9 protein-coding genes and 1 other annotated feature are annotated in these 13,183 nt (G+C 43.2%); of the genes, 7 read left to right on the top strand and 2 right to left on the bottom strand.

The window, feature by feature from the left end; translation table 11 throughout:
- The first annotated feature begins 36 nt into the window (after positions 1–36).
- From GVJ38_RS11900 to GVJ38_RS11890, 3 genes are all read left to right on the top strand, one after another.
- Positions 37–888 (top strand): DUF368 domain-containing protein, encoded by an 852-nt coding sequence (locus GVJ38_RS11900; protein ID WP_159723375.1) that lies wholly within the window; start codon positions 37–39, stop codon positions 886–888.
- Positions 889–1,201: 313 nt separating this feature from the next.
- The gene (proS, locus tag GVJ38_RS11895) at positions 1,202–2,641 is read left to right on the top strand and encodes a proline--tRNA ligase (RefSeq protein WP_159723374.1); all 1,440 of its coding nucleotides are present in this window, start codon (positions 1,202–1,204) and stop codon (positions 2,639–2,641) included.
- A gap of 84 nt (positions 2,642–2,725) precedes the next feature.
- The gene (locus tag GVJ38_RS11890) at positions 2,726–3,688 is read left to right on the top strand and encodes a D-2-hydroxyacid dehydrogenase (protein WP_159723373.1); all 963 of its coding nucleotides are present in this window, start codon (positions 2,726–2,728) and stop codon (positions 3,686–3,688) included.
- Positions 3,689–3,731: 43 nt separating this feature from the next.
- Here the strand turns inward: GVJ38_RS11890 and GVJ38_RS11885 are convergent, their stop codons facing one another.
- The gene (locus GVJ38_RS11885) at positions 3,732–5,231 is read right to left on the bottom strand and encodes a carboxylesterase/lipase family protein (RefSeq protein WP_159723372.1); all 1,500 of its coding nucleotides are present in this window, start codon (positions 5,229–5,231) and stop codon (positions 3,732–3,734) included.
- Between the two features lie 84 nt (positions 5,232–5,315).
- Positions 5,316–6,251, bottom strand: coding sequence for an aldo/keto reductase (locus GVJ38_RS11880; protein WP_159723371.1), 936 nt, complete (start codon positions 6,249–6,251; stop codon positions 5,316–5,318).
- A 182-nt stretch (positions 6,252–6,433) separates the two neighbouring features.
- Positions 6,434–6,638: a binding site (T-box leader), on the top strand.
- Positions 6,639–6,681: 43 nt separating this feature from the next.
- On the opposite strand from GVJ38_RS11880, the gene hisS reads away from it, so the two are divergent.
- The 4 genes from hisS to GVJ38_RS11860 all read left to right on the top strand — a co-directional run bounded on the left by hisS (position 6,682) and on the right by GVJ38_RS11860 (position 12,965).
- Entirely contained in the window at positions 6,682–7,983 is a 1,302-nt protein-coding gene (hisS, locus tag GVJ38_RS11875) for a histidine--tRNA ligase (protein ID WP_159723370.1), read from the top strand.
- 4 nt (positions 7,984–7,987) lie between these two features.
- Entirely contained in the window at positions 7,988–9,760 is a 1,773-nt protein-coding gene (gene aspS, locus GVJ38_RS11870) for an aspartate--tRNA ligase (protein ID WP_159723369.1), read from the top strand.
- 158 nt (positions 9,761–9,918) lie between these two features.
- The gene (locus tag GVJ38_RS11865; protein WP_159723368.1) at positions 9,919–10,797 is read left to right on the top strand and encodes a YitT family protein; all 879 of its coding nucleotides are present in this window, start codon (positions 9,919–9,921) and stop codon (positions 10,795–10,797) included.
- 311 nt (positions 10,798–11,108) lie between these two features.
- Positions 11,109–12,965 (top strand): acyltransferase family protein, encoded by a 1,857-nt coding sequence (locus tag GVJ38_RS11860; protein ID WP_159723367.1) that lies wholly within the window; start codon positions 11,109–11,111, stop codon positions 12,963–12,965.
- Positions 12,966–13,183: the final 218 nt, after the last annotated feature.

The raw sequence follows: 13,183 nt of genomic DNA, 5'->3' as shown, positions 1-13,183 counted from the left end.
CAGAGATAACAGTGAAAGTTGAGGAAAAGTTGATTGATGGAAAACGAAAAAGTAACACCAAAAGCTAAAAGTGATTGGTTCTTGCGTTTTGTAAAGGGAATGTTCATTGGCTCGGGTTTTATTTTACCGGGGGTCAGTGGTGGCGCATTGGCCGCAGTGTTTGGAATCTATGAACGGATCATTTCTTTTTTGGCCCACATCACCAAAAATTTTAAAGAGAATGTTTTATTTTTTATCCCGGTCGGTTTAGGCGGACTTGCGGGTGTTTTCTTATTGTCGTTTGCGGTAAGTTTTTTATTAGGTGAATTTGAAACGATCATCTTATGGTTTTTTGTCGGCTGCATCATCGGTACGGTACCGGCATTGTGGAAAGAAGCGGGCAAACATGGTCGTCAGACAAAAGATATCGTGATTTTAGTCGTCAGTTTCATTTTAGGTTTTTGGTTCCTGTGGAAAGGTTCAAGTTTGTTTGGCCAAGTGGATCAAAACTTTGTGACTTGGATGATCGCCGGGGCTTTGATCGGCTTAGGTTTGATCGTTCCAGGCCTAAGTCCATCTAACTTTTTAGTTTACATGGGAATGTACAAAGCGATGGCAGATGGGTTTAAAACGTTGGACTTAGGGGTGCTGATCCCAATTGCGATCGGAGGACTAGCCACTGTATTGAGTTTGTCGAAAGTGATGGACTGGGTCTTCAGTCGATTTTATGCACTGATGTTCCATTTTATTTTGGGGATCGTCTTCGCTTCAACTTTGATGATCGTTCCAACCGATTATGCTGGTTTTAGCTTCTTAGGTTTTGTTGGGTGTGGGGTACTTTGTTTCTTAGGAGCGGCACTTGGCTGGTGGATGAGCCGTTTAGAAGAACGTTATGTACCTGAAGATTAAAAAAGTTTAAGTTTTCACTTGCAATTTTTGAAATTTATCTTTAATATATAAGACAAGCATTTGGAACAGTAATAATTTTTCACGGTTAAGAGAGGTCGATCCACCGGCTGCAAGATCGATTCCCACTGAAGATTATGAACCTACCGGATAAGTCGAGCATGAAAGTGTTCCGTGACTCTAGCGTTAATAGAGCTGAAAGTTGGGTCAAAAAAGTTTTGGCCAAGCAAGGTGGTACCGCGAAATTTACCGTTTCGTCCTTACAAGTCGTAAGGATGGAACGGTTTTTTTATTAAATTTTTTTAGGAGGAATAATATGTCAGATTTACAGAAAACAGATTTTTCGAAATGGTACATCCAAACGATTCAAAAAGCGGATTTAATGGATTATTCTCCGGTCCGCGGTTGTATCATTTTTAAAGCCGATGGGTTTGAATTATGGGAACATATCCAAGAAACCTTTAATGCGTATTTACGCACTCAAGATATTCGGAACGTTTATTTTCCAATGTTGATTCCTAAAAGTTTCTTGCTGAAAGAAGAAGAACACGTGGAAGGTTTTGCGCCAGAACTTCCTTGGATGACGGAAGTCGGGGATGAAAAATTAGAAGAACCATATGCGTTGCGGCCAACTTCGGAAACGTTGATTGGGGATGCGATGTCCAATTGGATCCATTCTTATCGTGATCTACCCCTTGAAATCAACCAATGGGCCAATGTCTTTCGTTGGGAAAAGAAAACTTTACCATTCTTACGGACTTCAGAATTTTTATGGCAAGAAGGTCACACTGCCCATGATTCAGAAGAAAGCGCGCGTAAACGGACGCTAGATATTTTAGATGCGTATACTGATCTGATTGAAAATACATTAGCGATCCCAGTTTATAAAGGGCAAAAAACCCCTTCAGAACGTTTTGCTGGTGCTGTCGATACGTATTCTGTTGAAGCGATGATGAAAGATGGGAAAGCCGTTCAAGCCGGTACTTCTCATTATTTGGGTCAAAATTTTGCTGAAGCGTTTGATATCAAATTCTTGAACCGCAACAATGAACACGAATTTGTTTACACGACTTCTTGGGGGATCTCGACGCGTTTGATCGGTTCAGTGATCATGGTGCACGGTGATGAACAAGGGTTAGTCTTGCCACCAAAAATTGCACCGACGCAAGTTATTTTGATTCCAGTTGGACCATGGAAGAAAAATCCAGCGATCATGGAAAAACTAGGTGAATTAAAAGCGAACTTAGCGCAAAAAGGATTGCGAGTTCGAATCGATGATACCGACAACACACCAGGCTATAAATTTAACGAATGGGAATTAAAAGGCGCACCATTGCGAATTGAATTTGGACCACGTGACCTTGAAAACAATCAAGCGATGGTGAAAATGCGTGACTTAGCAGACAAAGAAGCGATCGCTTTAGATGGTATCGAAGAGTATATCAGCGAACAACTTGATAACATGCAAAAACGTCTGTTAGAAAATGCACGAGCTCGTTACAAAGAAAATGAGCACACCGACATTGAGACATTAGATGAATTAAAAGCCCATATCGAAAAATCAAAAGCAAACGGGGAAGTCCCAGGTTATGTTTTGATCGGTTGGGATGGAACAGAAGAAACCGAAAGCAAGATCAAAGAAGAGACCGGCTTTACGACGCGGAATATTCCATTTGATCCACCAATGGAGAAAAAAGTCGATCTTGTATCCGGCAAGCCAGCAAAACACACCGTTTGGATTGCGCGGGCGTATTAAAAAATGAACTGAGCTGGAATCTTTCAGCTCAGTTTTTTTATGAGCGGTCCAAAACAAACACATAGTTGATGGGAGTGAGTGAATTTGAAAATTGTAGTCTTAGATGGTCACGCGTTGAATCCTGGTGATTTAACTTGGGCAGGTTTTGAAAAATTCGGTGAGGTAACGGTATATGACCGGACGTCTTATACGGATAAAAAAGAAATCGTTGAACGAATCGGCCAAGCGGAAGTTGTGTTGACAAATAAAATTCCGATCGATGAAGAGATCTTGGCGCAAACACCACAAGTAAATTATATTGGCGTGACGGCGACCGGTTTTAATATCATCGAGCTAGCCGCTGCCAAAAAATACGGTGTGACCGTCACCAATATTCCAGCCTATGGGACAGACGCGGTGGCGCAGTTTACTTTTGCTTTATTGTTAGAACTGACGAGTCAGGTGGGCTTACATAGCGCCTCAGTCCATGATGGCGATTGGCAAACGAGCCCTGATTTTACGTATTGGAAAACGCCTTTAATGGAACTAGCAGGTAAAACGATCGGACTGATCGGTTACGGTGCGATCGCACAAGCAGTAGCTGAGATCGCCCATGCCTTTAAATTAAACGTAATCTATTACAATCATCGGACAAAAACACCGCAAGCAAAGTGGGCAAAGCAAGTGACCTTGGCTGAATTATATGCCCAAGCTGACATCGTGAGTCTCCATGTGCCGCAAACAAAAGAAACGGTCGGCATGATCGATGAAGCTGCGATCGCGCAAATGAAAGCCGGCGTGCTCTTATTGAATACTGCGCGAGGTGGGTTATTAAATGAAGCGGCTGTTGCTCAGGCGTTAAACACAGGCAAAATTGCCGGAGCAGGGTTAGATGTCGTGGCTAAAGAACCGATTGCAGCAGACAATCCTTTACTAATGGCTAAAAATTGTTTTCTCACGCCGCATATCGCATGGGCGCCGGTGGAAACTAGAAGCCGCTTATTGCAGATTGCAGTGGATAATTTAGCGAGTTACTTGCAAGGTGAAACGAAAAATGTAGTCAGTTAAGCAAAAAAATGTGGTCCCGAGAAACACTCGGCACCACATTTTCTTATTCGTAAAACGCAATTCCTTGCCACACTTCTAGAAAATCGTGATTAGGATCGTTTACTAGCTCACCTTTGACATCAAACAAATACGTTGTGCGCTCTTTTTGATCATAGGCGGGCCATTTTGGATTTAAGTTGCCGTTTGGCGTGCCTTGTTTAGCAAAATTGACCCACGCGCGATGTAAATCGTGTTCCATTTTTAATTGGCGCGGGTTCGGTATTTTTTCACTGACTGGATTTTTAGTCAAGCTAGATGTTCCTAATGCTGGCACCACATCAGAACCGTGGACTGCACCGAGGCCAGTAAGTTTTTGATTCAAGACTTCAAAGTCATAACGATAAGCCCAAACGGTTGCGTGTTGACTTTGGGCTAGCGTACAGTTGACAGTGTCTGCCCAAAAATAGCGGTCACGCCCTAATGCTTCCATCGCTTTTTTCTCCGGCAAGACGCCGTAAAGATTTCTAAGTTGCGGGATAATGGCGATCCGCTGATTATTTTTCAACATTTGATCGACCGCTTTCCAACTTTTAGGCAGCATATCGAGCCAGTAAAAAAGTGTTCCTTCATCGCGACAAGTGCCGAAAATACATTTGACTTTAGCGGCTGCACCAGCTGCTAAGGCCTCTGCCGGACGTTTTGGTACGAGATCGTCTAATACGACCCCAGGAGCAAAAATACCGGGATTTTTTTGATTGTGCTGAGCTAACACTGCGCTACCAGCTGGGATCAATTTTTCGACTGGAAGGTCTTGCAACTTAGCGACTTCATTGGGAACTACTCCTAACGTGTCAAAAAAGATTTGTTGATTCAATTCTTGGGTACGTGCCCCGTTGACGTTTCCCGGTTGGCCACTCATGGCGATTGCTTTTTGGAAAAGACCTTGTGCTTTAGGCATCGAAAGCAATGTGTAAACGGCAGTTCCGCCTGCTGATTCGCCGCAAAGTGTGATGTTTTCAGGATCACCGCCGAAGTTTTCGATGTTTTCTTTGATCCAAGTCAAAGCTTGCAGCCAATCAGATACCCCGCAATTGGAATCGAAAGTAGAATCTAAATTTGAAAAATCATAAAATCCTAAAGGGCCTAATCGATAATTAAAGGAAACACCGATCACACCATCAGCTGGAAATTTTTCCAACGAATAGCGCGGGTCAGAGGTTCGGCCGGTATGATTGGAACCGCCGTAGATAAAGACAAAGACCGGCGCTTTCTGCGCTTTTTTCGGCGCCCAAATATTCAAGGTCAGACAATCTTCACTTTGCTTAGTGTCGCTTTGATTCAAAAACTTCAACTGCTTGTCAGTGGGAAATTGGATCGGGTCTGCACCGAATTGTTTACAGGCGATCGTATTTTCCCACGCCTCCGGTTTTTCGGCACGTTTAAAGCGTAAAGCTCCGACGGGCGGTTTGGCGTAAGGAATGCCTAAGTAACGGTATTGATCGCCAACTTCACGGCCTTCTATTTTACCGTAAGCTGTCTGCGTGATTGATTCAAAATCTGCCATCTCGTTCATCCTTTCACGTCTCGTTACTTCCAGTATAAAAAAAACTTCGCCAAATTGCACATTTGACGAAGCTTTTACTACAAATTATTTGAAGAGTTGATCGATCGTTTCGTAATCAGCATTTGAAAGTCGAACATCAACTGCTTTTGCGTTAGCTGCGACTTGTTCCGGTTTTTTTGCACCGGGGATCACGATCCCGACATTGGGATTTTTCATGTACCAAGCTAAGACGAGTTGGGCGACGGTCGCATCATTTTCTTTAGCTAGTGGTTTCAGTTGATCGACCTTTTCGATGATCGCTTTGAAGCGTTCACCTTGAAATTCTGGTTTGCTGTTTCTAAGATCACCTTCAGCAAATGTCGTTTCTTTGTCGTATTTACCAGTCAACAATCCAGAAGCTAGTGGGAAGTAAGGGACAAACGAGATCTTATGTTGCTTTAAGTAAGGGAAAAGATCTTTTTCTGCTTCCCGGTGTAACAAGCTGTATTGATTTTCGATCACATCAACATAATTGTCTTGATTGGCCTCTTTTAGTTGTTCCAATGAAAAGTTCGAGACACCGATCGCGCGCAGTTTGCCTTCTTCTTTTAATTTGTGTAATTCGGCGACCGCTTCATTTTTAGGTGTGGTCTCATCAGGGAAATGAATATAAAAAATATCCAAATAATTGGTCTGCAAACGTTGTAATGCATCTTCTACTGCGTTGCGTAAAAACTCGGGACTGTTGTTGAATTTACCGTCTTGTGCTGGATCGTGGGCAGCTTTCGTTGCGATGATCACACGAGAGCGATCGTATTCTGGTTCTTTCAAAACTTCACCGATCAATTCTTCTGATCGCCCATTGCCGTAAGCATAAGCAGTGTCTAACAACGTGATCCCATTATCGAGTGCTGTTCGGACGACTTGTTTGCCCACCTCATCATCTAGATTGGGAAAAAGATTGTGGCCGCCGACTGCATTGGTGCCTAATCCTAGATCGCTTGCGTAAACTTGTGATTTACCGATTTGTACATCTGCCATAACTATCCGCTCCTTTTTTTATTCCGATCAGCTTGATCGTCGGCAGTGGGAAAAAGTTTCTTTCACACTACCTTTTGCATTTAGTGTAAAGTAAAACGAGAAAATATGAAATTATCTTGACTTGAAAAGCTAGGATATCACTTGACTTTCAGAAAAGTTTTTAGTAGCTTTATAGATGATATTCAATGTCGATGAAGGAAAGAGTAAGCCGCTTTGCTTGCAAGAAGAGAGAAACTGCCTAGGCTGAAAGCAGTTTTTGTAACGCGCGCGCCGAAAAGACATTCTGGAGATGAACGATCAAAAGCCGTTCCGTTTCGCAAGCGTTAATTGCTAAAGGAAAGAGTTTTCTTTCAAAAAAGGTGGTACCGCGAAAATTTCGCCCTTGTTCAATTCGAGCAAGGGCTTTTTTATTTAGGAAAGGGGCAAGACCATGAGTTACCAACGACCAAAAGGGACCAACGATATTTTGCCAGGAGAAAGTGAGAAATGGCAATTCGTTGAAGAGACCGCTCGTTTACTATTCAATGATTATCAATACCACGAGATGCGTACACCGCTCTTTGAACATTATGAAGTGATCGCAAGAAGTGTCGGGGACACCACCGATATCGTATCAAAAGAGATGTATGATTTTTATGATAAAGGCGATCGTCATGTGACGTTGCGACCAGAAGGAACGGCGCCGATCGTTCGCGCGTATGTGGAAAATAAATTGTACGGCCCAGAACATAAAAAACCATACAAAGTCTACTACATGGGACCGATGTTTCGCTATGAACGGCCGCAAAAAGGACGTTTACGTCAATTCCATCAAATCGGAGTCGAAGCTTTTGGCAGTGAAAATCCCAGCTTAGATGTCGAAACGATGGCGATGGCGATGGACTTTTTCAAACAATTAGGGATCACCAAGTTGCGCTTAGTCATCAACTCACTTGGTGACAAAGAGACGCGCCAAAATTATCGACAAGCGTTGATCGATTATTTGGAACCCCACGAAGCCGAGCTCAGCGAAGATTCCAAACGCCGCTTACATGAAAACCCACTGCGGGTCTTAGATAGTAAAGATAAGCGCGATCAACAATTTGTAGCGGATGCGCCAAGTATTTTAGATTATTTGAGTGAGTCGGCGCAAAAACATTTTGCTGAAGTGACCAAGACGTTGGATCATTTACAGATTCCGTATGAGATCGATCATCGGATGGTGCGCGGGCTTGATTATTATACTCATACGATTTTTGAGATCATGAGTGATGCACCGGGGATGGGCAGTCAATCCACGATTTGTGCTGGTGGTCGTTATGACGGTCTAGTTGAAGAGCTGGCAGGTCCAGCAACACCAGGCTTTGGATTTGCCATGGGGATCGAACGGATCTTATTGACGTTAGCACAAGAAGATGTCATGATCCCAGCAGCTACTGAACTTGATGCGTATGTTGTGGGCATCGGTGAAGGCACGAATATGGAAGTTCAAAAAATCGTTCAAGTGATTCGCCAATTTGGGTATTCTGCTGATCGGGATTTCATGCAGCGCAAACCAAAAGCGCAATTCAAAGCAGCTGACAAAGCGGAAGCTAAACTCGTGTTAACATTAGGCGAAGATGAATTACAGAATATGCAGATCAAAGTCAAAGCGATGCGCAGTCATCAAGAAAAAACATTTGCACTAGCCGATGTTTATGAAGACTTCAATGCCATCTATGACGAGATGATGCTAGAAAATATGGAGGAGTAAGACAATGGGAAAAAGAACTGTTTATTGTGGCTTAGTATCAGAAAAGAATTTAGATCAACAAGTAACCTTACAAGGTTGGGTCCAAAAACGCCGTGACCTAGGGGGCTTGATCTTTATCGATCTACGTGATCGGGAAGGGATCATCCAAGTTGTGTTCAATCCAGAAGAATCTAAACAAGCTTGGGAAGTCGCTGACCAATGTCGAAGTGAATTTGTCGTTGAGATCCAAGGTGTCGTCATCAAACGGGATGAAAAATCAATCAATCCGAAGATGAAGACCGGTGAATTTGAAGTTAAAGGGGAAGCAATCACGATCTTAAACAGTGCGAAGACACCACCGTTTTCAATTGAAGACGCGCAAAACATCAGTGATGAAGTCCGCTTGAAGTATCGTTATATGGACTTACGCCGACCAAAAATGACCCAAAATTTGATGTTGCGTCACCGCTTGACGAAATCAGTGCGGAATTTCTTAGATGAAAATGACTTTCTGGATATCGAAACACCGTATTTAGCTAAATCAACACCGGAAGGCGCGCGGGATTATTTAGTCCCTTCACGGGTCCATGCGGGGCATTTTTATGCGTTACCCCAATCCCCTCAAATCTTAAAACAATTGTTGATGTCAGCTGGCTTTGATCGTTACTATCAAATCGTACGTTGTTTCCGCGATGAAGATTTACGCGGTGATCGGCAACCAGAATTTACTCAAATCGATATTGAAACAAGTTTCTTATCAGCCGAAGAGATCCAAGATTACACCGAACAGTTGATCGCGCGAGTGATGAAAGAAGTCAAAGGAATCGATGTGCAATTACCATTCCCACGGATCACTTGGGACGACGCGATGGCACGCTATGGTTCCGATAAACCTGATACACGGTTTGACATGGAATTGATCGATGTCAGTGAGATCGTTGCTGCCACTGACTTCAAAGTTTTCCGAATGGCGATCGATAACGGCGGAGTTGTCAAAGCGTTGAATGCTAAAGGCGCCGCTGATAAATACTCGCGGAAAGAATTGGATCGTTTAGGTCAATTCGTGGGACAATTTGGAGCGAAAGGTCTCGCTTGGATGAAAGTCGATGAAAAAGGTGAGTTGACTGGGCCAATCGCGAAATTCATGGGCAATGTGACCGAAGAATTGAAAAAAGCGACCAATGCGGAACCTGGCGACGTTTTGATGTTTGCCGCTGATCAGTTCTTAACGGCTGTTACAGCATTAGGTGCCGTTCGTTCGAAAGTCGCCAAAGAATTAGGTTTGATCGATGAAAGTCAATACGATTATCTGTGGGTGGTTGATTGGCCACAATTTGAATACGATCAAGAATTAGGTCGCTACGTCTCGGCTCACCATCCGTTTACGATGCCAAAAGAGTCGGATATCCCGAATTTGAAAGAGCATCCAGAAAAAGTGTATGCGCAAGCGTACGATATCGTGTTAAATGGCTACGAACTAGGTGGCGGTTCATTACGTATCAATACGCGTGAGTTGCAAGAACAAGTCTTTGAAACATTAGGCTTTACCCGGGAAAGTGCCAACGAGCAATTCGGGTTCTTATTAGAAGCACTTGACTATGGTTTCCCACCAATCGGCGGTTTAGCTATCGGACTGGATCGCTTCGCCATGTTACTTGCTGGTGAAGATAATATCCGTGAAGTCATCGCCTTTCCGAAAAACGGGAAAGCCGCTGATCCGATGTCAGATGCGCCAAGTACCGTTTCACCATTGCAACTGTATGAATTGAATCTCGATGTCACAAAAATCGAAGAGTAATATAGACCAGTGAAAGCTGGCTTAAAACGAAGTGCTGATCAAATAAGTCAGCGCTTCGTTTTTTTTATTCAATTTCTGTTCTGCAGCTGCCCCTTTCTTTTTACTGAAAAACTCCGTATAATTGTTGAAGGAAATGCAAAGAAATGAGGACGAAAAAAATGAAAAAAAAGATAGCGGAGTGGCCCTATCACGATTTTGCAACGCGCTTGTCGGTTTCTGTCGTCTACGCGTTTTTAGCGGCGATCGCGGTGAACTTTTTCTATCAACCAGGAAATATTTATTCCAGTGGGATCACAGGTTTTGCGCAAATCTTGACGACGTTATCAAAAGGTTTTGTCGGCTACACCGTTCCGGTATCCGTTACGTTGTTTCTATTAAATGTGCCGCTTTTTGTCTTAGCTTGGTTTAAGATCGGACACAAATTTACGATCTTCACATTTATCACGGTGTTTTTGACTTCCTTTTTCATTCATATCATCCCGGTGACCAAACTGACGGGCGATCCGATCATCTGCGCGGTCTTTGGCGGAACGATCATGGGAGTGGGGATCGGGTTTTCATTGCGGAATGGCTTGTCATCTGGCGGGTTGGATATTTTGAGTATGACGATCCGCAAAAAAACGGGTAAGTCCGTGGGTTCGATCTCGATCATTTTCAATGTCATCATCATGTTCGTGGCCGGCTTGCTGTTTGGTTGGCAATACATGTTTTATTCCGCGTTAGCGATCTTTATGAGCGGGAAATTGACAGATGCACTGTTTACGAAACAACGGAAGATGCAAGTTATGATCGTAACGAAATACCCAGATGAAGTGATTGATGGGATCCAAGATCAGATGCGCCGGGGGATCACGATCATTCATGGTGCTGAAGGGGCGTATAAACATGACCGGCAAACGATTTTATTTACAGTTGTGACGCGTTTTGAATTACCGATGTTAGAAAGTGTCATGAAAGAAAGCGATCCCCACGCGTTTGTCAGTATCTCAGAAAATGTGCAAATCTTAGGACGCTTTTATGAAGAGTCGATGGATTAAAATGTTACCAATTAAAATGATTTGATCAAGTGGAGCAGCTGTCAGCAACAGTTGCTCGGAGACTTGAGAGAAAAGTAGTCAGCTGAGTTTTTTCAGCTGGCTTTTTTCGTGCAAACAATGCTGAATCAATTGTTTTTTTGAACGGTCAGTTGAGGTCGCTGGAAGGAGTGGCGGGATTTCTAATTTATTTCATAAGAAAAATTCAAAAATTTCAAGAGTTTGTTATATCCTTCATTTCGGACTTGCACTTTGAAAAGATTGCTCGTATAGTTGTGAAAGCATAATAATTTAGTAAAGTTGGAATCGAATCTATGGAAAAGAGACTAAAAAAAAGTCGTTATATCACTGGATTTGACGGTATCCGTTCAATCGCGGTGATTGGAGTTATTTTGTATCATTTGCTGCCGGATCAATTGCAAGGCGGCTATTTAGGAGTTCCCGTATTTTTCGTGGTGTCAGGTTACTTGATCACCGATCTGATGGTGCAAGAGTGGCAACAAAATGGAAAGATCAAGATCAAACAATTTTATTATCGGCGAATGAAAAGGCTCTATCCGGCGCTGGTGGCGATGATGATCGGAGCGTCAGCTTACATCACGTTGTTCCAGCGCAATTTGCTGAATAATTTACGCGGCAATGTCGTGAGTAGTTTACTGTATTACAATAACTGGTGGCAGATCAAACACGGTTTGTCCTACTTTGACCGCTTCGCAGGGGAATCTCCTTTTACGCATATTTGGTCCCTTGCTGTCGAGTCGCAATATTATTTGTTTTTACCTTGGGTCTTTATCATTTTGATGAAGCTGGTCAAAAATAAAGGGAAGATCTTCATTGGGTTTTCGGTGGCGGCCTTTATCTCAGCAATCTTGATGGCGCTGATGTATACGCCGGGGCAAGATCCGACGCGGGCTTATTATGGTACGGATACGCGGATGTTTTCGATTTTATTAGGCGTTGCGCTAGCTTTTGTTTGGCCTAGCACACGTTTGAAAACGCAGATCCCCGCACAAGCAAAAAAAATCTTGAACGGCGTGGGTCTAGGATCGCTTGTGATCCTCGTGCTGTCCTTTTTCTTTTTAAGCGACAAGCTGACCTTCATTTATTATGGCGGGATGTATTTGTTGAGTCTGGTGAGTGTGATCTTAGTTGCGATCACCGCCCATCCAGGTGCCAGTTTGAATCGTTGGCTGACTAATCCAGTCTTTACTTGGATTGGTAAACGCAGTTACGGAATTTATTTGTATCAATTTCCGGTGATGATTTTTTATGAAGCCAAGGTCCACGTAGCCAATCATGTTTTATTGAATACGGTCGTAGAGATCCTATTGATTTTATTTGTGACCGAGCTGTCTTACCGCTTCATTGAAAAACCGTTGCGCTATTTCGATTATCGAAATACATTGAATCGATTGCAAGCTTGGATCTTAGCGCCTTGGAAAAGCAAACAAAAAATGGCGTTCATCGCAGCTTGGCTCGTAACGGTGATCGCGTTAGTCGGGATCGTCATTTCACCGACGAATCACGTGACGGCTGATCAACGCGCACTGCAAGAAAAAATCGCGCAAAACCAAAAAGTGGTGGCGCAAAAAGAAAAAACGGCCAATCAGAAAACCGCTAGCAGTGAAGCCACGAGTGAATCAAAAACGATGGCTAACAAATATCATTTGACTGACCGAGAGATCGCTAAAGCGAAAAACTTGAAACTGACCGCCTTTGGAGATTCTGTTTTGCTAGATGCGGCAGACGGCTTAAACGCGATTTTCCCGCAAGCGGATATTGATGGAGAAGTGGGGCGTCAATTAGTTGCTAGTCCAGAGCTGCTGCAAAAATTAAAAGCAGAAGGCAAGTTGCACAATACCGTTTTGTTGGCATTAGGAACGAATGGTTCATTCACTGAAGACGAGTTTGCGCAAGTCATGAAAGTTTTAGGCAGCAAGCGCGATGTGTACGTCGTGAATGTTTATGTACCGACGCGACGCTGGCAAAATGAAGTCAATACGACGCTAGCTGCGATGAGTAAAAAATACGACAATGTCAAACTGATCGATTGGTACGATCTAAGTAAAAATCAGCCGAGCTGGTTTTATGAAGACCAAGTCCATCCAAATCCGACCGGCTCCATCTATTACTGCTCGCTCGTGTCAAAAGCGATCTTAAAGGGCCGGTAGTAAAAAAGTTGAACGAACGCATTTAGCTCTCAACCAATAAGTTAAAAAATTTACCGGCTCCAGCTAGTTGCTATTTTTTCAGCTAGCTGGATTTTTTTGTATGATTTGAAAACCACCTGCTATGCGGGTGGTTCCAAAAAGCTTTTAGCGTGGTATCAAAAAAGCCTCCCAAAATGATAAGATAATGCTGGTTGACCGACCGCATCACTATCAGATTA

It is taken from the genome of Enterococcus sp. CSURQ0835, assembly GCF_902706605.1.
In the GTDB taxonomy this organism is placed as follows: Bacteria; Bacillota; Bacilli; order Lactobacillales; family Enterococcaceae; genus Enterococcus_A.
Note: the sequence above shows the minus strand (reverse complement) of the source record. Positions and strands in the feature narration are given on the sequence as shown.

Excerpts from the sequence above, each read along its gene's own strand:
- GVJ38_RS11900 (WP_159723375.1), top strand. The coding sequence starts at position 37 with ATGGAAAACGAAAAAGTAACACCAAAAGCTAAAAGTGATTGGTTCTTG.
- proS (WP_159723374.1), top strand. The coding sequence starts at position 1,202 with ATGTCAGATTTACAGAAAACAGATTTTTCGAAATGGTACATCCAAACG.
- GVJ38_RS11885 (WP_159723372.1), bottom strand. The coding sequence starts at position 5,231 with ATGGCAGATTTTGAATCAATCACGCAGACAGCTTACGGTAAAATAGAA.
- GVJ38_RS11880 (WP_159723371.1), bottom strand. The coding sequence starts at position 6,251 with ATGGCAGATGTACAAATCGGTAAATCACAAGTTTACGCAAGCGATCTA.
- hisS (WP_159723370.1), top strand. The coding sequence starts at position 6,682 with ATGAGTTACCAACGACCAAAAGGGACCAACGATATTTTGCCAGGAGAA.
- aspS (WP_159723369.1), top strand. The coding sequence starts at position 7,988 with ATGGGAAAAAGAACTGTTTATTGTGGCTTAGTATCAGAAAAGAATTTA.
- GVJ38_RS11865 (WP_159723368.1), top strand. The coding sequence starts at position 9,919 with ATGAAAAAAAAGATAGCGGAGTGGCCCTATCACGATTTTGCAACGCGC.
- GVJ38_RS11860 (WP_159723367.1), top strand. The coding sequence starts at position 11,109 with ATGGAAAAGAGACTAAAAAAAAGTCGTTATATCACTGGATTTGACGGT.